General features: G+C 62.1%; 19 protein-coding genes. 5 read left to right on the top strand and 14 right to left on the bottom strand.

Going from position 1 to position 21,873, the window contains the following annotated elements:
• The first annotated feature begins 347 nt into the window (after window positions 1–347).
• A complete protein-coding gene (gene gltA, locus HMPREF3173_RS14935) occupies window positions 348–1,637 on the top strand; it encodes a citrate synthase (protein WP_043211428.1) in 1,290 nt (429 codons plus the stop codon).
• A 107-nt stretch (window positions 1,638–1,744) separates the two neighbouring features.
• Here gltA and HMPREF3173_RS14940 read toward each other — a convergent pair whose 3' ends face one another.
• From HMPREF3173_RS14940 to HMPREF3173_RS14980, 9 genes are all read right to left on the bottom strand, one after another.
• On the bottom strand, window positions 1,745–2,350 hold the full coding sequence (locus tag HMPREF3173_RS14940) for an START domain-containing protein (protein ID WP_070574199.1): 606 nt from the start codon (window positions 2,348–2,350) through the stop codon (window positions 1,745–1,747).
• Between the two features lie 33 nt (window positions 2,351–2,383).
• Entirely contained in the window at window positions 2,384–2,638 is a 255-nt protein-coding gene (locus HMPREF3173_RS14945) for a YkgJ family cysteine cluster protein (RefSeq protein WP_070574200.1), read from the bottom strand.
• A gap of 119 nt (window positions 2,639–2,757) precedes the next feature.
• Entirely contained in the window at window positions 2,758–3,258 is a 501-nt protein-coding gene (locus HMPREF3173_RS14950; protein WP_070574317.1) for a hypothetical protein, read from the bottom strand.
• A 64-nt stretch (window positions 3,259–3,322) separates the two neighbouring features.
• On the bottom strand, window positions 3,323–4,765 hold the full coding sequence (locus HMPREF3173_RS14955; RefSeq protein ID WP_043211432.1) for an aminotransferase-like domain-containing protein: 1,443 nt from the start codon (window positions 4,763–4,765) through the stop codon (window positions 3,323–3,325).
• 196 nt (window positions 4,766–4,961) lie between these two features.
• Entirely contained in the window at window positions 4,962–5,771 is an 810-nt protein-coding gene (locus HMPREF3173_RS14960) for an OmpA family protein (protein WP_070574203.1), read from the bottom strand.
• Window positions 5,768–6,121 (bottom strand): DUF4398 domain-containing protein, encoded by a 354-nt coding sequence (locus HMPREF3173_RS14965; RefSeq protein WP_043211434.1) that lies wholly within the window; start codon window positions 6,119–6,121, stop codon window positions 5,768–5,770. Before HMPREF3173_RS14965 ends, HMPREF3173_RS14960 begins: the two co-directional genes overlap by 4 nt.
• A gap of 7 nt (window positions 6,122–6,128) precedes the next feature.
• Window positions 6,129–6,950, bottom strand: coding sequence for a substrate-binding periplasmic protein (locus HMPREF3173_RS14970; RefSeq protein WP_070574205.1), 822 nt, complete (start codon window positions 6,948–6,950; stop codon window positions 6,129–6,131).
• A 78-nt stretch (window positions 6,951–7,028) separates the two neighbouring features.
• Window positions 7,029–7,958 (bottom strand): electron transfer flavoprotein subunit alpha/FixB family protein, encoded by a 930-nt coding sequence (locus HMPREF3173_RS14975; RefSeq protein WP_043211437.1) that lies wholly within the window; start codon window positions 7,956–7,958, stop codon window positions 7,029–7,031.
• Window positions 7,959–8,708, bottom strand: coding sequence for an electron transfer flavoprotein subunit beta/FixA family protein (locus tag HMPREF3173_RS14980; RefSeq protein ID WP_043211439.1), 750 nt, complete (start codon window positions 8,706–8,708; stop codon window positions 7,959–7,961). It lies immediately after the preceding gene.
• 547 nt (window positions 8,709–9,255) lie between these two features.
• Between HMPREF3173_RS14980 and HMPREF3173_RS14985 the strand changes: the two genes are divergently transcribed.
• The gene (locus tag HMPREF3173_RS14985) at window positions 9,256–10,920 is read left to right on the top strand and encodes an electron transfer flavoprotein-ubiquinone oxidoreductase (RefSeq protein WP_070574207.1); all 1,665 of its coding nucleotides are present in this window, start codon (window positions 9,256–9,258) and stop codon (window positions 10,918–10,920) included.
• Between the two features lie 68 nt (window positions 10,921–10,988).
• Here HMPREF3173_RS14985 and HMPREF3173_RS14990 read toward each other — a convergent pair whose 3' ends face one another.
• The 4 genes from HMPREF3173_RS14990 to HMPREF3173_RS15005 form a co-directional block, all read right to left on the bottom strand.
• Window positions 10,989–12,653, bottom strand: a complete 1,665-nt coding sequence (locus tag HMPREF3173_RS14990; protein ID WP_070574209.1) for a hypothetical protein — start codon at window positions 12,651–12,653, stop codon at window positions 10,989–10,991.
• Window positions 12,654–12,797: 144 nt separating this feature from the next.
• The gene (locus tag HMPREF3173_RS14995) at window positions 12,798–14,114 is read right to left on the bottom strand and encodes an MFS transporter (RefSeq protein ID WP_070574211.1); all 1,317 of its coding nucleotides are present in this window, start codon (window positions 14,112–14,114) and stop codon (window positions 12,798–12,800) included.
• Between the two features lie 66 nt (window positions 14,115–14,180).
• A complete protein-coding gene (locus tag HMPREF3173_RS15000) occupies window positions 14,181–14,663 on the bottom strand; it encodes a histidine kinase (RefSeq protein ID WP_070574213.1) in 483 nt (160 codons plus the stop codon).
• 212 nt (window positions 14,664–14,875) lie between these two features.
• The gene (locus HMPREF3173_RS15005) at window positions 14,876–15,352 is read right to left on the bottom strand and encodes a sigma-70 family RNA polymerase sigma factor (RefSeq protein WP_070574319.1); all 477 of its coding nucleotides are present in this window, start codon (window positions 15,350–15,352) and stop codon (window positions 14,876–14,878) included.
• Between the two features lie 216 nt (window positions 15,353–15,568).
• Here HMPREF3173_RS15005 and HMPREF3173_RS15010 point away from each other — a divergent pair, with 216 nt between their 5' ends.
• The 3 genes from HMPREF3173_RS15010 to HMPREF3173_RS15020 are packed head-to-tail and all read left to right on the top strand — an operon-like array spanning window position 15,569 to window position 20,122.
• Window positions 15,569–16,747, top strand: a complete 1,179-nt coding sequence (locus tag HMPREF3173_RS15010) for an efflux RND transporter periplasmic adaptor subunit (RefSeq protein ID WP_070574216.1) — start codon at window positions 15,569–15,571, stop codon at window positions 16,745–16,747.
• Window positions 16,748–18,712, top strand: coding sequence for a MacB family efflux pump subunit (locus HMPREF3173_RS15015; RefSeq protein ID WP_070574218.1), 1,965 nt, complete (start codon window positions 16,748–16,750; stop codon window positions 18,710–18,712).
• 3 nt (window positions 18,713–18,715) lie between these two features.
• Window positions 18,716–20,122: an efflux transporter outer membrane subunit gene (locus HMPREF3173_RS15020; RefSeq protein ID WP_070574220.1), complete on the top strand. Its 1,407-nt coding sequence runs from the start codon at window positions 18,716–18,718 to the stop codon at window positions 20,120–20,122.
• Between the two features lie 37 nt (window positions 20,123–20,159).
• On the opposite strand, the gene HMPREF3173_RS15025 is transcribed toward HMPREF3173_RS15020, so the two are convergent.
• Complete coding sequence (locus tag HMPREF3173_RS15025; protein WP_070574222.1) at window positions 20,160–21,782, bottom strand: pyoverdine maturation tyrosinase PvdP; 1,623 nt, start codon at window positions 21,780–21,782, stop codon at window positions 20,160–20,162.
• Window positions 21,783–21,873 lie beyond the last annotated feature (91 nt).

Here is a 21,873-nt window from a genome sequence, read left to right on the forward strand (position 1 = left end):
AAGAGCCCCTAGCTAACAGGGCAAAGTTGTTGGTAAGTGTACTGGTCAGGTACCCACCACCCAGGGAGCGACGACCCCCAGCAGAACGGGCTTGCAAGCCCCTGGCGGTCGGTTGCGGAGTATAGACAGTTAGGCTGCTTATGACAACGTGAGGGGCTAGCCCAAATAGCGCATTGCCTTTAACGAACAAAAGGCGTAAATGGGCGAGAATTTCGTGAAAAATCAGGGCTCAGAGGGCGTTTCAACCAGCCTTTAGGCAAATTGACATTCGAATTTATCCCTCTATAGTGGTGCGGGCCCTGCGTGGGGGGTCTGTCTGATGATTTCAAGCATTAATAGGAGGCCACATGGCTGACAAAAAAGCGCAGTTGGTCATCGAGGGCGCTGCCCCCGTCGAGCTGCCCATTTTAACCGGCACCGTTGGTCCCGATGTTATCGACGTCCGCGGGTTGGGGGCTACTGGTCACTTCACCTTTGACCCTGGTTTCATGGCGACTGCGTCCTGCGAGTCGAAGATCACCTACATCGATGGCGACAAGGGTGTCCTGCTGCACCGCGGCTACCCGATCGAACAGCTCGCCGAAAAATCGGACTACCTGGAAACCTGCTACCTGCTGCTCAACGGCGAACTGCCGAACGCCGAGCAGAAGGCCCAGTTCGTCAGCACCGTGAAGAACCACACCATGGTTCACGAGCAGCTGAAATCCTTCTTCAATGGCTTCCGCCGCGACGCTCACCCGATGGCGGTGATGTGCGGCGTGGTCGGCGCCCTGTCGGCGTTCTATCACGACTCCCTGGACATCAACAACCCGCAGCATCGCGAGATCTCTGCGGTGCGCCTGGTCGCGAAAATGCCGACCCTGGCCGCGATGGTCTACAAGTACTCCATGGGCCAGCCGATGATGTATCCGCGCAACGACCTGTCGTACGCGGAAAACTTCCTGCACATGATGTTCAACACGCCGTGCGAGATCAAACCGATCAGCCCGGTGCTGGCCAAGGCAATGGACCGGATCTTCATCCTCCACGCCGACCACGAGCAGAACGCCTCCACCTCCACCGTACGCCTGGCGGGCTCCTCGGGTGCCAACCCGTTCGCCTGTATCGCCGCCGGCATCGCTGCACTGTGGGGTCCGGCCCACGGCGGCGCCAACGAAGCCGTGCTGACCATGCTCGATGAAATTGGCGATGTCTCCAACATCGACAAATACATCGCCAAGGCCAAGGACAAGAACGATCCGTTCAAGCTCATGGGCTTCGGCCACCGCGTGTACAAGAACCGCGACCCGCGTGCCACCGTGATGAAGAAGACCTGCGATGAGGTCCTGAGCGAACTGGGCATCAAGAACGACCCACAGCTCGAACTGGCCATGCGCCTGGAAGAGATCGCACTGACCGATCCGTACTTCATCGAGCGCTCGCTGTACCCGAACGTCGACTTCTATTCCGGCATCATCCTGAAGGCGATCGGCATTCCGACCAGCATGTTCACCGTGATCTTCGCCCTGGCACGCACCGTCGGCTGGATCTCCCACTGGAAGGAAATGCTCTCCAGCCCGTACAAGATCGGCCGTCCGCGCCAGCTGTACACTGGCCACGAGCAGCGTGACATCGTTGACTTGAAAGATCGCAAGTAAGCTCATCGAGCCGAACGTAAAAAGGCTGCCCTTGGGCAGCCTTTTTTATAGCGCAGCAACCGAAAGACCACTGCGCACCGCTTCGCGGGCATGCCCGCACCTCAGATTCAGGGCTTTTCAGCCTTCTCGCGCAACCCCTTGAGGGTATTGAAGGGCGCGTCCACCACAAACTTGTTGGCCAGCCAGGACGGCACACTGCCTCCAGGCTCGGTATGCACTTGGTAGGTAACCTCGGTGCTGTCACCCTTGGGCACCAGCTTCCAGAAGCCTTGGACCTGTGCCACCCGTACATAGCCCTTCTCCTCCGGCAGGTATTTGGGGTCCTCCTCGAGCTTGCGGACCAGGCTGCCGTCAGCCTCCTCGGTGGTGGTCACGTGAAGGATCGAATCACGCGGCGTCACCGGCCAGGGCGTATTGAAGCGGGTGTAGGTCCAGCTCTGCGCGCCGTCCTGCTTGAGCAGCTTTTGCGACTCGCACTCATGAATCCACTTGCAGGCACCTACAGTGTCCTCCTGCAAAGCCTTGACCTTGGCCAGCGGCGCCTTGATCAAGGTCACGCCGCGATAGGCTTTGTACTTCGAACCCGGTACTTCACTGAGGGACACCTTGATGCCGTCCTCATCCTTGGCCACCTGCCAGTTCTCGGCCCAGGCAACCGGCGACAGCAGAACACCAACGCCACACAGCAGTGCAATACGCTTGATCGATCTCATCGTTTTGTTCCTTGTTGTCGAAGATCCAACCTGTTACGCCGCCGTCATTTGCTCCAACCAGCCGAGAATCCTGATCGCCTCGTCGCGATCATTGCCGCACACCTCCACGTCCGCCTTGAACCCACCACACACCGTCGGCCGCTCAGGCTTGCCGAACAACTCACAAAGGTTGTCAGTGGTCAGGTGCAGGCACCGCTCGCCAGCAGGCTTGCCCTGGGGCATGCGCGGCATCGGCGAGCTGATGGATGGGGCAATGCAGCATGCGCCGCAGCCCTCTCGGCATCTCATGAAACAGGACTCCCACGAGCAAAACGGGACGAACGTCCCTGGATAGTAACCGCTCAAACATATGTTTGAAATTGCGGATCGGATGAAATCTGCCGTGACCCGGCAGTCAGTTGGAACACCTACTGACGAAACTCGAAATCGATAGCAGCGCCCTCCACATCATGACGACTGTCGTTGCGCAGCTGTAACTGCATTTCGTTGTTGATCAGGCGCCCATTGAGTTGGAAGGGACTGTCATCGCTGACCGGCTTTTGCGGAAACATGGACGGCAGCAAAGGCTTGCGCCGCATCACCGGATCACCCACCTCTGGCTTGAGTTCTTCGACCATCGCGGCAGGCAAACTCAGGTCAAGCTTTGGCTTGGGCAACGGCTTGGCGACCGCCTTGGCCAAGGGTTTTTTGCGCACTACCTTGCCGGACGGCTTGGCCTTGCCCCTGCCCGGCGTCTTGCTCGCGACTTTGCCGGCCTTGTCCGCCGCCTGCTTGCGCACCGGCTTGGCCGTCGCCTTGGCTTGCGTCGCAGACGCTTTGGCCGCCGGCTGCGCGGCGTGTGCCATAGCAGCGGACAGGCACAACGGAGCCAGGCAAAGGAGTAGGACAAAAGAGCGAAGCGCTTTCATGGACATCAGGGGCGTGCTGGAAAAGTGTGCGTATGCTCTCTGTTCCGCTCGCCCCTGGCAAGATTTACAACAATGATCCTGTCGACGATTTGCATAACTGATGAGCCAGCAGACCCAGCGTGATCACTGCACGCTCGGCCTCCTTGTTCCATGGAATGCCGCAGTTGAGCCGAATGCAATGGTTGAACTGCTCGGTGTTGCTGAAGATAAGCCCCGGCGCGATGCTGATGCCTTGCTCCAACGCCCGCACATGCAGATCTTGGGTGTTGACCCTCCCAGGCAGGCTCACCCAGAGAATGAACCCTCCCGTAGGCCGGGTCATCTGCGTACCTTCAGGAAAATGCTGCTGCACGGCCAACTGATAGGCGCTGAGGTTCTTGCGGTACTCCTGGCGGATGTACCGCAGGTGGCGGTCATAGCCGCCGTTCTCCAGATAGGCGGCCACACCCATCTGGGTGACGCTGCACGCCGAATGGGTGGTGAAGGTCTGCAGCCGCTGGATCTCGTCCTGGTAGCGACCGGCGATCATCCAACCTACCCGCACTCCAGGCGAAAGGGTCTTGGAAAAGCTTGAGCAGTAGATGACCCGATCCAGACGATCGAATGCCTTGAGCGCCTTGGTCCGCCCTTGCTCGAACATCAGTTCGCCATAGATGTCGTCCTCGACGATCTGGATGTCGAAGTCCGAGGCCAGACGCAACAGCTGCTTTTGCCGATCCTCAGGGATCGTGCCTCCCAAGGGATTGCTCAGACGCGGCGTCAACACCAAGGCCTTGATTGACCATTGGTTGGCAGCCAACTGCAAGGCCTCAAGACTGATGCCGGTCGACGGGTCACTCGGAATCTCGATGACCTTGAGCCCCAACAGGTCGGCCAATTGCAGCAATCCATAATAGGTGGGCGACTCCGCAGCGATCAGGTCGCCTGGGCGAGTCAGTACCCGCAGCGACATTTGCAGGGCATCGACGCAACCATGGGTCACCACCACCTCACGCGGATCGACCAGCACCCCGGCGTCACGCATACGAATGGCTATCTGCCGGCGCAGTGGCTCGAAGCCAGGACTGAACATGTAACTGAAGGCGCGCGGGCTGTGAAAGCGCGTCACTTTGGCCAATTGCTGATGTAGAGCCCGCACCGGCAAATAGTCAACGTGCGGGACTGCCGCACCAAAGGGGAAAACTCCGTCTCGTCGCGCCTCGGTCAGCACCTGCTGGATGATGCTCGCACGGGTTACCAGACCCGGTCGCTCGACCCGGGCGATATCCGGGGTCTGTGCGGTGAGTGCCGGTGTCTGGTGCACGTAATAGCCAGACTGCGGCCGCGCGCGGATCAGGCCTTGATCCTCCAGGTTGGCATAGGCCTGCAGCACCGTGGCATGACTGACGTTGAGCTGGGCGCTCATCTTGCGCACGGAGGGCACACGCTCACCAGGCTGGTAGACACCTCGGCGGATGTCATCGGCCAGTTGCTGGGCAATGCGCTGGTACAGCAGCAGGTTGGTCATGGCGGCTCTCGAAACGCGGACGGGTTCGTTGTTCTTGTGCGACTCAACGCCGAGTCAGAATACCGTAACAGTTACGAAGTGTACTGGGACAGATTGGAGAATAGTCAACAATACAGTGAGGTAACAATCACAGAATCAACAAACCCGCTCGCTACCGACGAACGAGATAGCCAAAAACCTACAAGAACGCCTGGATTCAACGCGCTGGCGCGAGTTTGCCCTTGTCGTCGGAAAAGACGATTTCGACCCGACGGTTCTGCGCCCTGCCCCGCTCGGACGCATTGGCGTCGATCGGATACTGGTCGCCATAGCCTTCGACTTGTATGCGTTTTTCGTCTACACCAAGGTCGATCAACATATCAGCCACGGCCTGGGCACGATCACGCGATAGCGCAAGGTTGTCCTCGGGCAGGCCGGTACTGTCGGTATAACCTTCGACCCGCACCACTCGACGAGGATTGAGCTGCAGGAACTGGACGAGCTTGAGCACTGTGCGGCTGGCGGAGGTCTTGAGCTCGGCGCGACCAGTGTCGAACAGCACATCGCCCAACGTCATCACCAAGCCACGATCGCTTTGCTCGGAGGCCATGGCCGCGATCTGCGCTTCGACCCACTTACCTTGCTGTTGGACGCTGGCCAATTTGGCTTCGCGCAGCCCCAGCTGCAAGCGCTGGCGCTCCAGGTCGAGCTTGGCCAGACGCTCTTGATTAAGCGCCAACTTGGCATGCTCGGCCGCGATCTCGCTGTAGCGCTTGCTCAAATAGGCGTAGTGACGCACGTCGGAACCGGTTCCGATGTAGCTCGAGAGACGCTCGGCACGCGCCAGGGATTCACCAGCACGAATCACATCGCGCGGCGCGCTGCGCAGTACATCGGCATCATCCTTGACCTTTTGGAAGGCGACCGCCGCTTCATCGAGCGCCGACTCGCTGCGCTGGCTCGCGCAACCCTGCAACCCGACCAGCGCCAGCAGCGCCAGTGCAGCCATCGATTGACGACGCATCATGGCTGGACCTCCAGTTGCTTGCGAAGGCGCTTGACCCGCGCTTGCACGACCTGAAGCTGCTCTTCGCTCTTCTGGGTCAACACCCGAGCCTCGGCCAGGCGCGCATCCAGCTCGGCCTGCTCGGCGCGCATGCGCGCGTCACGGTAATCCTCGGTGGCCATGTTGGTCTTGGCTCTCGCCAGTTTGTCTTCGGCCAGTTTCAATTCCGCCACCTGCTCGGTGGCACCGACGGCCTTGGCCTGCTCCAGGGCCTGCTCGGACAGACGCATCTGCTCGTTGGGCGCAGGATCGTTGGCACAGCCAGCCAGGCCGAGCATGGCCAAGGCAAGGATCAGTGGTTGGGTTCTCATTGCATTCCTACTGTTTAGGGGCATCCAGAGGCGCCTGAATCTGCGCCTTCCAGCGCTCGACATTGCGCTGCAGCACAGCCTGGGACACCCCGGAGATCGGCAATTCTGTCAGTTTTTTTGCCAGTTGTCCGCGCAGCCAGGCGTCATTGCAGGCCGAGTTGTGCGACACAGCGAGGTACAGGCCTGGGCGATCCACCGGCAAGCCGCGGGCGATCAAGTCGTTGCCCATCCCCAGACTCTGGACCATGCCCATGCCCGAGTAGCGCCCGGCCAGCACATAGTCGACCTGGCCCAGCACCAGTTTCTGGAAGGCCTGGGTCAGGTTCTGCGCAGGGGCCAGCTTGAGCTGGGCCTTGGCGAAGGCTTCGAAAGCCGGAGTCAGGCGAGCCCGCTCGGAGATACTGCCTTGGTACTGGGCAAGGTCCGCCGGCCCGTCGAAGACCAACGTGGCGTCATGGCGAGTCCAGACAAGGTACTCGTTGAGCTGCAACGGCGGATGGATGTAGTCCAGGGCGGTCAACTGTTCGACCTGCATGGGCGTATCGATCAACAGGTCCATACGCCCGCTGCGCACTTCCTCCAGCGCCTGGTCGCGCTTGCCGGCGTGCAGCACTTCGACCGACACCCCAAGCTCGACGGCGACCTGACGCAGCAGGTCGACATTGGCACCGATCAGATGCCGAGGATCCTTCGGATCCTGCCAGGAGTACGGCGGAGCATCCGGGCTGCCAGTCGCCACCAGGCGTTCGCACTTGCCTGCTGCCATTGTCCATGGCGCCGACAACGCCGCCATGCAGGCCAGCGCCCTGCCCGCTTTGCGAAACTCCATGCCCTACTCCTTGCAGCCAGAAAAAAGCCCGGCCCTCGTTTCGGAGGGCCGGGCTTCTTTATAAGTGAAGCCGCCGGATCAGACCAGCTTTTCCAGCTCTGGAACCGCCTCGAACAGGTCGGCGACCAGGCCGTAGTCGGCCACCTGGAAGATCGGTGCTTCTTCGTCCTTGTTGATCGCAACGATCACCTTGGAGTCCTTCATGCCCGCCAGGTGCTGGATAGCGCCCGAGATACCGACGGCGATGTACAGCTGCGGCGCAACGATCTTGCCGGTCTGGCCGACCTGCATGTCGTTGGGCACGAAGCCTGCGTCGACCGCGGCACGCGAGGCACCGACAGCAGCGCCGAGCTTGTCGGCCAGGGCGTACAGGTGCTTGAAGTTGTCACCGTTGCCCATGCCGCGACCGCCGGAAACGACGATCTTGGCAGCGGTCAGCTCAGGACGGTCGGACTTGGCCAGCTCTTCACCAACGAAAGCAGACTTGCCAGCGTCGTGCACAGCACCAACGGCCTCGACAGCAGCCGAACCACCCTCGGCGGCCACGGCGTCGAAGCCGGTGGTACGCACGGTGATGACCTTGACCGCAGCGCTGGACTGCACGGTAGCAATGGCGTTACCGGCATAGATCGGGCGCTTGAAGGTGTCGGCAGACTCGACCGAGATGATCTCGGAGATCTGGTCGACGTCCAGCAGCGCGGCGACGCGTGGCAGGATGTTCTTGCCATTGGTGGTGGCCGGAGCCAGCACGTGGCTGTAGCCCTTGCCCAACTCGGCGATCAGCGGCGCTACGTTTTCCGGCAGCGCGTGAGCGTAGGCGGCATTGTCCGCGACCAATACCTTGGCAACGCCAGCGATCTTGGCAGCTGCTTCAGCGACACCACCGACGTTCTGGCCTGCGACCAGCACATGGATATCCCCACCGATCTTGGCGGCAGCGGCAACAGTGTTCAGGGTAGCCGGGGCAACGGCACCGTTTTCGTGTTCAGCGACAACCAGGATAGTCATTTAGATTACCTTCGCCTCGTTCTTCAGTTTCTCGACCAGTTCAGCCACCGACTTGACCTTGATACCCGCGCTGCGAGCAGCCGGGGCTTCGACTTTCAGGGTCTTGGTGGTGGAAGCGGTGGAGACGCCCAGCGCGTCTGGAGTGACAGTCTCCAGAGGCTTCTTCTTGGCCTTCATGATGTTCGGCAGCGACGCATAGCGTGGCTCGTTCAGACGCAGGTCGGTGGTGACGATCGCCGGCAGGTTCAGCGCGACGGTCTGCAGGCCGCCATCGATTTCACGAGTGACGTTGAGCTTGTCGCCAGCCACTTCGACCTTGGAGGCGAAGGTGCCTTGGGCGTAGCCGGTCAGCGCAGCCAGCATCTGGCCGGTCTGGTTGTTGTCACTGTCGATGGCTTGCTTGCCAAGGATGACCAACTGTGGCTGCTCTTTATCGACAATGGCCTTGAGCGCCTTGGCTACGGCCAGGGAGTTGAGCTCTTCGGCGGTCTCGACCAGGATGGCGCGATCGGCACCCAGCGCCAGGGCGGTACGCAGCTGCTCCTGAGCTGCGGTCGGACCGACGGCAACGGCGACGATCTCGGTCGCAACGCCCTTTTCCTTCAGGCGTACGGCTTCTTCCACGGCGATTTCGCAGAAGGGGTTCATGGACATCTTGACGTTTGCAAGGTCGACGCCGGAGTTGTCCGCCTTGACGCGAACCTTGACGTTGTAGTCGACCACTCGTTTGACAGCTACAAGAACCTTCATGGATTCCTCGTTACTCTCCGGTGAAAAGAATGTCGCCTGGGGCATGCCCGGCGATTGCGCGTGGGTACAAGGGCACCTCTAAAAACGTTCCTGGCTGCGGGGAATTTCCTGTGACCGAACAGTCCTGTTTCGACTTCGCCGGCAAAACCGACGGGTCATTTTCTGTCGTGGCGTGTAGACTCCACTACAAAACCGGATTCGGCCCGAAAACCCTGCTCCATGCCTGGTCTTTAGGGGTACACCTGCGCCCGGCGGTCAGCCTACGGCGAGCGTAAAACCGCTCGTATCTTGACCGTAACACCTAATCCGGTCAATACGGCAAATCGGCCAGCCTCCAGCCGCGTTCCAGTGATTTTACTGGGCTCCGGCAAATTCAAACAAACGTTTGTATTGGACCCGCCAAGTGGTGTAGATATAATGCGCGGCCAAGACAAAGCGGTGTAGTCCGTCATCCACGAAGCTACAGCTTACACAGTCGTGCATGGCCCTCCATCACCCAAAAAGACAAGACAAGCAACAGCGATGAGCCTTGAGTAGGAGAGAACCAGTGGAACGCGAATACATGGAATTCGACGTGGTCATCGTCGGCGCAGGCCCGGCGGGCCTGTCCGCCGCCTGCCGCCTGAAGCAGAAGGCCGCCGAAGCCGGTAACGAGATCAGCGTCTGCGTGGTCGAGAAAGGCTCGGAAGTCGGTGCCCACATCCTCTCCGGCGCGGTGTTCGAGCCACGTGCTCTGAACGAACTGTTCCCCGACTGGAAAGAACTCGGTGCTCCGCTGAACACCGAAGTCAAGCGCGACGACATCTATGTACTCAAGGATGCGAGCAGCTCGACCAAAGTCCCTGACCTGTTCGTGCCAAAGACCATGCATAACCAGGGTAACTACATTATCTCCCTGGGCAATCTGTGCCGCTGGCTGGCCCAACAAGCCGAGAACCTGGGCGTGGAAATTTACCCAGGCTTCGCCGCCCAGGAAGCGCTGTTCGATGAGAACGGCGTGGTCCGCGGGATCATCACGGGCGACCTGGGGGTCGACCGCGAAGGCAACCCTAAAGACGGCCTGTACACGCCAGGCATGGAACTGCGCGCCAAGTACACGTTGTTCGCCGAAGGCTGCCGTGGTCATATCGGCAAACAGTTGATCAAGCGCTTCAACCTCGACAGCGAGTCCGACGTCCAGCACTACGGCATTGGCCTCAAGGAAATCTGGGAAATCGATCCGGCCAAGCACGAGCAAGGCCTGGTGGTGCACACCGCCGGCTGGCCGCTGGACGTAGTGAGCGCCGAGAACACCGGCGGCTCCTTCCTTTATCATCTGGAGAACAATCAGGTGGTGGTCGGCCTGATCGTCGACCTCTCCTATGCCAACCCCTATCTGTCGCCATTCGATGAGTTCCAGCGCCTGAAGCACCACCCGGTGATGAGCCAGTACCTTGAAGGCGGCAAGCGCATCAGCTACGGTGCCCGCGCCATCTGCAAGGGCGGCCTGAACTCGCTGCCGAAGATGGTCTTCAACGGCGGCGCACTGATCGGTTGCGACCTGGGCACCCTGAACTTCTCCAAGATCAAAGGCAGCCACACCGCCATGAAGTCCGGCATGCTCGCCGCCGACGCCGTGGCCGAAGCCCTGCTCGCCGGTCGCGAAGGTGGCGACACCCTCGACAACTACGTCAGCGCCTTCAAAGCCAGCTGGCTGTATGAAGAGCTGTTCGCCAGCCGCAACTTCGGCCCTGCGCTGCACAAGTTCGGCCCGTTGTTCGGTGGTGCGTTCAACTACATCGACCAGAACTGGTTCGGCGGCAAGCTGCCGTTCACCCTGCACGACACCAAGCCGGACTACGCCTGCCTCAAGCTGGCGGCCGATTCGCAGAAGATCGATTACCCCAAACCCGACGGCAAGCTCAGCTTCGACAAGCTGAGTTCGGTGTTCCTCTCCAGCACCAACCATGAAGAGGAACAGCCCTGCCATCTGAAACTGGCCGATGCCAGCGTACCGATCGCCAGCAACCTGCCGCTGTATGACGAACCTGCCCAGCGCTACTGCCCGGCCGGCGTGTACGAAGTGGTCACCCAGGAAGACGGCAGCAAGCGCTTCCAGATCAACGCGCAGAACTGCGTGCATTGCAAGACCTGCGACATCAAGGACCCGGCCCAGAACATTACCTGGGTCACTCCAGAAGGCGCAGGCGGGCCGAATTACCCGAACATGTAAGATCGCCCTGCATGAAAAAAGCCCCCAAGGCCAGGCCTTGGGGGCTTTTTCGTTTAGGTTGCAGGCCATCACATTGCCGGGGTTTGCGTCCTGTATCGGATCTGCGTACTGCTCGTATCCAGCCCAAGTTGGGCCAGCCGTTCGCGCACATGTGCCAGACATGCGCCGCCATCGGGTAGGTAATGCCCGGACGCGTCGTTGATCATCCCCAAAAGATCCTGCACAGCCATATGGGTCGCAACACGTGTGATGGTGAGCTCTCCGGCGCACACTACTGGATTGCCGGAGCCGAGTTGGCTATGACGGATATAGCTGCTGCGGGACGCGGTCTTGTCCCAACGCCGGATGATGATGCTTCCCTGCGGGGTGTAGACCCACGTGTAAGAATCGATTGCGGTATTGGGCTCAAGATAGACCGGTTTCTTGTCTTTGAGATCGTAGGCCAGAAGCCTGCCCTGATACTCCCCAATCAACTGGCACACCCCCGTGAGCGTTTCCGGTTCATACGAACGCCAATTCAGCCAATCGGACAGCAGTGGCCCCCAATTGACCGGATAGGTGTACCCGGCAAAGTCCAACGGCGTCTGACCGCCCTCCTCACGCCAGTCCAGCCAATTGATCGTACCCGTCCAGTTTGCGCCTGACGCTGGCAACAGCCATGGACTGTCAGACCCGAGCACACGATTGCTCATGTGGTCATTGACCACCAGATCCAGCGCGTTCATACGCCATGCTGGGCCGTAGCCGTCGCCGCTTACCTGATACAGCTCCACGCTGACGAGTTCGTCGGCAAAGATGGCGCGCCCCTGGAACATACTGGCCAGATCCACCTCGGCGGCCAGCGCCGAGCCTCGTTCGAAATTCCTGGCCAGAAGCTGCTGATGACGGCAGCCATTGATCGAGAAGTAGACGCTGTCCGAAGTCCCGGCGCTGTAGTCGTCGCAGACCTGCACATGCAGGACCAGCTTCTCGACCTGCATGCCCGACGCCTTGTTACGCGGTCGTTTCACCTGCCAACGCACAGATGGCAACCCCGGGTCCTGAGGCTGAAGCCAGACCTCGCCATGCGCCGGGTCTGCGCACAGCGCCTGCGCCTGACGGCCAAACGCAAGCACCCCTTCGGGAGAAAGATGCCATTTTTCAAGCCCTCGGGCGGGGGGCAGACAACGTACTCCCAGGCCAAGGACTTGACCGGTGGCGACGCTGCTCAGTTTTCCGTCCTTGAACATCCATTGCATGGCCAGGGTCTCCGGCCCCGAATCAATGCGCACGCCCCTTTCATCGGCCATCAGCAAAGCATGGTCATGGCCCAGGCAAAAAGGGATACCCACTGGCAATCCCTCGATTTCGGACTCGCGGCCCTCCTTGCCATCCAGCGAATCAAGCTCCAAGTGCGAGATTTCCACCTCATGGCCATTGGCATCGATCAGACGCAGTGCAACGCCACTGGCCGCCTCCTTGATATCAGCGATATGCCGGAACCCTTGCAGAGGTCGGCCCCCCGTGAGCCGCTGGCCATCCCCATAGACCACCAGCCAGGCCTGCTCATGGTGTACCCGGTCATCAAAGACGCAGGCTTTGCTGTTTCCCCAGCGTATGACGGGCGTACTCATCACAGGGGCATGGCCGGGATCAGCCTCTGGCGTGTCGCGCGCCACACCGGAGAACAACATGTCCTGGGGGATTTCCGGCAGTTGCTCGCGCGTCTGCCACTTCACGTTAAAGCCATACATCGGCAGCCTCCAAATCCGGTAGATGCGGGTGCTTGAATCAAGCACCGAGCAATCTACGCAGAGGCTCCACCACCGACAGTCAGCGCCGTTCCCCTTACCTTGCATGAACCCAAGCTCGCGCACCGTAGGACACGCCCTGCACCTTCAGAGGGGCGAGGTAGCCGAGCACGACGTCGCGCACGCCACCCCACGACCGCGGAAGTAGGCCGCCGTCATGAAGCCGACAAGCCCCATGATCAGGCAGAACCCGACGCACACCCAGGGGCTCCATGGCATCAATGCAATCAACGCCAGCGGCGTGGTGCTGGCCCATAAGGCGTAGGCGATGTTGTAGGTGAAGGAAATACCCGACACACGGATCTGCGCCGGGAACAACCCGACCATCACTGATGGCACCACCCCTACCACACCGCAGGACAACCCTGCCAAGGCATAGGCCAGCCACGTCCAGCCAAACTGCCCCACCAGACTTGCGTACAACGCTCCGATGCCCACAGGCAACAGCAGGCTGTAGATCATCAAGGCGCGCCAGGCACCGATGCGATCGACCAGCAAGCCGGCCAGCACGCAACCCATGTTGAGAAAGACAATTCCCACGCTGCTCAGGGCGAAGGTGTGGCCCGCTGCGATGCCGAAGCGCTGCTGCATCACGGTAGGGGTGATCACCACCAGCACCACCACTGCCGACGTCAGCACGCAAGTCAGCAAGGCCGCTGGAATCAGTGCATGACGATGCGTGCCCAGCACGCTACGCAGCGGGAAGGCCACTGGCTGTTCCTGGCGTTCGCGCAGGGCCAGGAACACCGGCGTTTCACTCAACCAACGGCGCAACCAGACGCCGATGACACCAAACACACCGCCCAACAGGAAGGGATAACGCCAGGCGTAGTCGAGAATCTCCTGAGGACTGTAAAGCTTCGCCAACAAGGTCGCGGTCAAGGCGCCCAGCAGGTAGCCGAAGGTCAGTCCGGCTTGCAGAAAGCCCAGGGCATAGCCGCGCCGGCCCACAGGGGCATGTTCGGCAACGAAGGTCCAGGCGCTCGGCACCTCGCCACCCACCGCAGCGCCTTGGAGGATACGCAACGCCAGCAGGATCAGCGGCGCGGCATAGCCGATATCGGCATAGGTCGGCATCAGGCCGATCAGCAAGCACGGCAGGGCCATCATCAGGATGCTCAGGCTGAACACCCGCTTGCGCCCCAGGTGGTCGGCGAAGTGGGCCATCAGGATGCCGCCCAGGGGCCTGGCCAGGTACCCGGTGACGAAAATTCCGAAACTCTGCAGCAGCCGCAACCACTCAGGCATTTCAGGCGGGAAAAACAGCTGGCTGAGGGTCAGGGCGAAGAACACGAAGATGATGAAATCGTAGATTTCCAACGCGCCGCCCAACGCCGCCAGGCCCAGGGTCCGGTGATCGCCGCGGCTGAACCGGGGTGCACGGGCGGTATCGATGGCAGTCATGGCATGGTTCCGCAAATCGGCAAAGGGCAAGAGGATAGCAAATGCCACCCCCTTGCCCTACCTGGCTCAGCTCGAGCGGCTGAACACCGTGTGGCCGAAGTTTCGGTGCCGGATCGGATTGCCCTTGCCCGCCAGGCTCGCCGGCAGCGGCAACTGCCCTACCACCAAAGGCAGGTCAATGATCGCCATGAACGATTGCAGCGCCTCGTCATCCGGTACGCGCGGCAGGCTGATGTTCACCGCCTGGCGCTGGGCCTGAGGCACTGCGGGCACCTTCAGGTGCTGGGAATGGTAGAGCAAGGCATGCTGGATCTGGGTGCTGACCCGGCAAAAGCGCGCCAGGTCGACGCCGGCGTGGCTGGCCAGCTCGATATTGCCGATCAACAGGTTGAACGGCTGCAGCGCGCTCTGCACCAGGCGCTGCAGGTCTTCGAAACTGTCCACCGGGGCGATGCGGTAATAGCCCAGGCCATTGAGCATTTTTTCCAGCTGCAAACGTTGGCACGGATGCTCGTCGGCAATGAGGATGCGCATGGTCTTGTTTGCCATTGTCTGCACCTGGGCAACGAGGCGTTGAGGGAAGATGCCCTGCCCCTACTGCGCCAGTACAGGCAACCACCACGACGGGGGCCCGGCCGGGGTCTTTCCTTGATAGTTGTCGGGAAAGCAGGAGAAATCAAGTCGCCAGCATGGGGAATTTTCATTTCCCATCAAGGGTGTAACGCGGCTGATACGGGTGTTTCAGGGATGTGTCGGCAACGTCAGGATTCCCACTCGCGCATGCGTACGCGGCAGTGTTTCATGGCATTGACAATATGCTTTTCCACCAGGCTGCGAGAGATCCCCAATCGCTCGGCGATCTGCGGGTGGGACAGCCCTTCGAGCTTACGCAGCAGGAAGCTGTCCCGGCAGGGCTTGCTCAACTCATCAAGGGCGCGCTGCATCAACTCCAGGCGCTGGTCCATCTGCATGCTGTGGGACAATCCAGGCCCGTGCCAGCGCTCATCGGTGTCCAGCACCTCCAGCGGCTCGGCCTGGCGCACCTGATGGCGCCGGTGGCGATCGACCACCAGATTCAGTGCGGTACGGTACAAAAAGGCGCGCGGGTGTTCGATGCGCTGAGCGTCGGTGCGCTCCAGCACCCTCAGGTAGGCATCATGGGCGACGTCCTCCGCCGCCTGACGGTTGCCCAGGCGCGCAGAAAGGAAACTCACCAGCTCACGATAGTAATGTTCCACGACGGTACCTGGCATTTCCTTGCTCGACACTTGCAATCGGAACACGGGACGAAGTGATATCAGCGCGACATATTACAAATTATAATTATTCTCAGCAACAACCCTCCCCCACTTCTCGAATCGACTAAATCTCCCCGTTGTGGCTTCGTCTACCTGAGACCGCCCTGCGTGCCACGATTGGCCGCGTGTGACTTTCACCCCTGGCCGGAAGCCCGCATGAGACGCTTAATCCACACCCGCCGTCGGATCCTGCTCGGTGGCCTGGGCCTGCTTGGCCTGGGCGCCATCCTGGCCTGGAAGACCCTGCCCTTCGGCACCCTGCCGGTAAGCACCGTCCAGGTCGTGCGAGGCGATATCGAAAGCAGCGTCACGGCCTTGGGCACCTTGCAGCCCAGGCGTTATGTCGATGTGGGCGCCCAGGCCTCCGGGCAGATCCGCACGTTGCACGTGGAGGTGGGCGATGTGGTGCGCCAGGGTCAGTTGCTGGTCGAGATCGACCCGTCCACCCAGCAAGCCAAGCTCGATGCCGGTCGCTATTCCATCGAAAACCTCAAGGCCCAACTGGCCGAACAACGCGCCCAGTACCAGCTGGCGATGCAACAGTACCAACGCCAACGTGATCTGGCCGCCGCAGGCGCCACCCGCGAGGAAGACCTGCAAACAGCCCAAGCCCAACTCAAAGTGACCCAGGCGCGCATCGACATGTACCAGGCGCAGATCCGCCAGGCTCAAGCCAGCCTGCGCAGCGACGAGGCCGAGTTGGGCTACACGCGCATCTATGCCCCCATGAGCGGCACCGTGGTCGCTGTGGATGCCCGGGAGGGCCAGACCCTCAACGCCCAGCAACAGACGCCGTTGATCCTGCGTATCGCCAAACTCTCGCCGATGACTGTCTGGGCCCAGGTATCGGAGGCCGACATCGGCAAGGTCCAGCCCGGCATGAGCGCCTACTTCACCACCCTGGCCGGCGGCAAGCGCCGCTGGAGCAGCCGCGTGCGGCAGATCCTGCCGATCCCGCCCAAGCCGTTGGACCAGGCCAGCCAGGGCGGCGGCAGCCCGGCCAGCGCCAGCGCCGGCACCACCGGCAACAAGGTGGTGCAGTACACCGTGCTGCTGGACGTCGACAACCCCGATGGCGCCCTGATGGCCGAAATGACCACCCAGGTGTTCTTCGTTGCCGGCCAGGCCAAGCAGGTGCTCACCGCCCCCCTGGCCGCCCTGGACGATGCCGATGACGACGGCCTGTACCTGGCCCAGGTGCTCAATCGCCAGGGCAAGATCGAGCAGCGCCAGGTGCGAACGGGCCTGAGCGATCGTCTGCGCGTGCAGATCCTCGAAGGCCTGAGCGAAGGCGAGCAACTGGTTATCGGCGCCCCGACCGCCAGCGGAGGTTGAATGTCTGCCCCCCTGATCGAACTCACCGACATCCGCAAGGCCTATGGCGGCATCGACACACCGAAAGTCGAGGTGTTGCGCGGCATCAGCCTAACCATCCACCCCGGCGAGTTCGTCGCCATCGTCGGTGCCTCGGGCTCAGGCAAGTCGACGCTGATGAACATTCTCGGCTGCCTTGATCGCCCCAGCGCCGGCAGTTATCGCTTCGCCGGCAAGGACGTCGCCGACCTGGACAGCGATGAGCTGGCGTGGCTGCGTCGCGAGGCCTTTGGCTTCGTGTTCCAGGGCTATCACCTGATCCCCTCGGGCTCCGCGCAGGAAAACGTCGAGATGCCGGCCATCTATGCCGGAACGCCCGCCGCCGAACGTCACGCCAGAGCTCGTGCGCTGCTCGAACGCCTGGGGCTGGCCAGCCGCACCACCAACCGCCCGCACCAGCTCTCCGGCGGCCAGCAGCAGCGGGTATCGATCGCCCGGGCACTGATGAACGGCGGACACATCATCCTCGCCGACGAGCCCACCGGCGCGCTGGACAGTCACAGCGGCGCCGAAGTCATGGCCCTGCTGGATGAACTCGCCCACCAAGGCCACGTGATCATTTTGATCACCCACGACCGCGAAGTGGCGGCACGAGCTCATCGGGTCATCGAGATCCGTGATGGACTGATGATCAGCGACTCGGCCGACGAGCAACCTGCAACCGCTACGTACCCAGGCCTGCAAGCCGACGAGCTGCGCCAGCGTCTGGACCGCGGCGCCACCTTGCGCGGCGCCTGGAAAGGCGAGCTGCTCGAAGCCCTGCAGGCGGCCTGGCGGGTCATGTGGATCAACCGCTTCCGCACTGCCCTGACCTTGCTCGGCATCGTCATCGGCGTCGCCTCGGTGGTGGTGATGCTGGCCGTCGGCGAAGGCAGCAAGCGCCAGGTCATGGCACAAATGGCCGCGTTCGGCTCGAACATCCTCTACCTGTCCGGCAAAGCGGCGACACTGCGCGAACCTGCAGGCCTCATCACCCTTGATGATGTCGACGCGATCGCCGAACTGCCACAGGTCAAACGCGTCATGCCGGTCATCGGCGAAGAACTGATGGTGCGCTACGGCAACAACAGCCAGCAGTTCTATGTCGGTGGCAACAACACCTGGTTCTCGGAAGTCTTCAACTGGCCAGTGGTCGAAGGGGCCTTTTTCAGTGAGGCAGACGAGGCCAGTGGTGCTGCCGTGGCGGTGATCGGGCAGAAAGTGAAGGAGAAGATGCTCGGCAACCGGCGCGACCCGCTGGGCCAGTACCTGTTGATCGGCAACGTGCCGTTCCAGGTCGTGGGCATTCTGGCCGGCAAGGGTGCAAGCTCGGGGGACCAGGACAGCGACGAGCGCATCGTGGTGCCCTACTCCGCCGCCGCCATTCGCTTGTTCGGGCGCTATGAGCCCGAGTACATCGCCATTGCCGCTCTCGACTCATCCCAGGTCCACGCCACCGAGGCGGCCATCGACCACCTGCTGCGCCAGCGCCACCAAGGCAAGCGCGATTTCGAACTGACCAACGATGCAGCCTTGATCCAAGCCGAAGCCCGCACCCAGAACAGCCTGTCGCTGATGCTCGGCGCCATTGCCGCCATCTCCTTGCTGGTTGGCGGCATCGGCGTGATGAACATCATGCTCATGACCGTGCGCGAGCGTACCCGTGAGATCGGCATCCGCATGGCCACTGGAGCCCGTCAGCGCGACATCCTGCGTCAATTCCTCAGCGAAGCGGTGATGCTGTCGATGGTCGGCGGGGTCACCGGCATCGTACTGGCCCTGTGCATCGGCGCAGGCCTGATGCTGGCCGACATCGCCGTGGCCTTCGCTCTACCCGCCATGCTCGGTGCATTCGCCTGCGCCGTCGTCACCGGCGTGGTGTTCGGCTTCATGCCAGCCCGCAAGGCCGCTCGCCTCGATCCGGTCAAAGCCCTCACCAGCGTATAACTCATGACATTGCCCAGCCGTATCACCCTGTTGACCCTGAGCCTCGCCCTTGCCGCGTGCAGCACACCGCCCAGTCCAGAGGCCGATATCACCGCGCCGGCGGCCTGGCAGGCGCAGCGCGAAGACGCTACCCGCCCCCTGCCCGATGCCATCTGGTGGAAGGCATTCGCCAGCCCCCAGCTGGACCAATTGATCGAGCGGGCCCTGCGCAACAGCCATGACCTCGCCGCCGCCACCGCACGGGTGCGCCAGGCCCAGGCCCGCGCAGTGATCGCCGGCGCACCTTTGTTGCCAGAGCTGCAGTTCGGCCTGGATGCCAGCCGCCAGCGCCTGTTGCGCGGCGACGGTAACGACCAACTCGATGCCAGCAGCAGCGAGCGTACCAGCACCTCCTTCGGCACCCGCCTGAGCGCCAGCTACGAGATCGATTTCTGGGGAGGCCTGCGCGCTGCACGTGACAGCGCCTTGCATGGCCTGGACGCCAGTCGCTTCGACCGCCAGACGGTCGAGCTGACGCTGACCTGCGCGGTGGCCGACAGTTACCTGCAAGGCTTGGCATTGGAGGAACAACTGCGTATTGCCCGTCTGAACCTGGACAATGCGCGTGACGTGCTGGCGCTCGTACAAGCGCGGGAACGCTTAGGTTCGGCCACGCGTCTGGAATTGGCCCAGCAGCGCAGCCTGGTAGCCGCCCAGGAACGCCAGGTGCCGCTGCTTGAGCAGCAATGGCAAGACAGCCGCGTCACCTTGGCCACCCTGCTGGGCGAGCCTGTCCAGCGCCTGCCCACCAACCGTGGCACGATCGGCGCCTTGCAATGGCCGCGCATCGGCAGCGGCGTCCCTAGCGATCTGCTCGGCCGCCGCCCTGATATCGCCGCTGCCGAGGCACGCCTGGCGGCAGCCAGCGCCAACGTTCAGGTCGCCCGAGCCGCGCTGTTGCCCAAGCTGACTCTGGGCGCCGACCTGGGCAGCGGCGCGCGCACCTTCGCCCAGATCCTGGACAGCCCCTATTACACCCTCACCAGCGGGCTGATCGCGCCGGTCTTCAACAACGGCCGCCTGCGTGCCGCCCGCGACCTGGCCACTGCCGAGCAGCAAGAACTGCTGGAAAACTACCGGACGAGCATTCTGGCGAGCTTTGCCGACGTGGAGAAGGCGCTCAATGCCATCCAGGGTGTGGACCACCAGCGCCAGTGGCAGGACGAGGAAGTGCGCCAGGCGCGCATCGCCTTCGATCTTGCCCAGCAACGTTATGCCGCCGGCGCAGAGACCCTGCTCAGCGTGCTGCAGACCCAGCGCACCCTATATGACGCGCAGGACCAGCAGGCGCAATTGCGCCTGGCCCGGCTACAGGGCAGCGTGGCGTTGTACAAGGCGTTGGGAGGTGGCTGGCAGGTGCCTTCGCGCTGAACGGCATCGGGGCCGCAATGCGGCCCCTGGACATCGATCAGGACACGATGTTCTTCAGCGAAAGATGCCGCGCATACCAGGGCCGGCGAGGCACCCGCCGCACCAGATCGCCGATCGCATCATCCTCGCCAAAGGTGATGCGCAGCGCCAGTTTCATGATCTCGACATCCATCTCCACCGACTTGCCGGGACGCGTGCCAGGAACCGTGCTGCAACCATGGGTGTCCGGCCCCAGCCAGGGGTCATCGACCTCTACCCAGCGCCCTGGCGCGAACCAGTCCACACCGTTGACCTGCATACGCCGTACCTGGCCTGGGTGGTAGCGCTCCTGGGCGCGGTACCAGTCCTCGATCCGGTCGTCGATCCAACCATGGAAGCCCCAGAACACAGGGTTCACATGGGAAGAGAACGGGTCACCGAGAAAGTCGTTCTCCGGCCCGAACCAACGCAGGGCGAAGTCAGACGGATCGCGGGCGAAAGGCACCGGCGCACCATTGAGCGGGTCACGCGGCACCGAAGCCCAGCACATGTGCAGCCAGTCGTGCAGGGTCATCTCCATCTCCGATCCCAGCGCGCCCAGGCTCAGCTTCGCGAGGTACCGAGGGTCCTGGTACTGCGACTCCCAGACCTGGAAGTTGCTGCAAAACGTCTCGCTGGCCTTGATCGCCGACACCCACTGCCCATAGGGCTCATCGTCCGGCGCCTGCCAGCTCGGTGGCACACAGCAACCATCGTGATTCTCGTGATAGCGGGCAAAGCCTGCCCGGTCGAGCTCGACACTTGGCGCAGGCAATGGGAAGTGCGTCCAGGATGGCAAGTCCTGCAGCTGGCGAGCGGTCTGCAGCATATGCCTGTGCATGAACAGAAAATCGATCCCCGAGCCATTGCGGTGCTTGCGCGGGCCGCGGGCATCGCGCTCACGCTCCCGTGGGCCTGGCTGCCAGCCCAGGCCACGCAGGGCGCCGCGCTGCTGTTCGGACAGGTCGTGCCATTTGTCCCGGGTGGCATGCCAGAGCTGGTGGAACAACCGATGCTCGGCACTGAGCACCCAGGCGTGCATCTGAGGCGTATAGCCGATGCGCTCGCGGGCTTCGGGGAAGCGCCGCTTGACCGCGACGAAGCGGCTGTCGGCCACCGGCAGCATGAGCGGTCGGTCCAACCGCTGCAGACGTCCGCTCAGGGTACCAGTGCCAGCATTGGCGAAATCGCCCCAGACCTCGTCGAGGCTGGCAATGCATTCGTAGCTGGGCCCACCCTGCTGGTTCAGCAAGCGCCAACGTACCTGCGCAGATGATGCCTCGACCAGATCGCCCAACACTCGATAGCGGGCCACCCCGTCGCCACGCAAGCGCTCGCCGGTATCGACAAAGCCGCGCAGGCCGCGACCCTTGGTGGCAATGTCGAGAAACAGCTCGACACCGACCACGGGCAACCCTTCAAGGCCCGCTTCTGGGCCTTCGAAGCGCAGGTCCCAGATGCCACGCAGGTGATCGGCCAGTACTTGTCCTGCGTAGTCGGCCAACTCGACGCTGGCCTCCCCTGGCGTGACGATGTCGTCCTCAGGATCGTGGGTCAGCGCCTTGTGTGCGTGATAGGCAGCCGTACCGGTTGCCCCCGCCACTGCCAGGCCTGCGATGAATCCTCGTCGGGAAATGCCCATTGCGCCTCTATCCGTTCCAGCCACACTGCGGGTTCTGTCCAAGCTAGGACGTAACCTGGATCGGGAAATTTACTGCTGGCAGAAGCCCCCC

Origin of the sequence: Pseudomonas sp. HMSC08G10 (genome assembly GCF_001808425.1) — a bacterium.
Taxonomy (GTDB): Bacteria; Pseudomonadota; Gammaproteobacteria; order Pseudomonadales; family Pseudomonadaceae; genus Aquipseudomonas; species Aquipseudomonas guariconensis.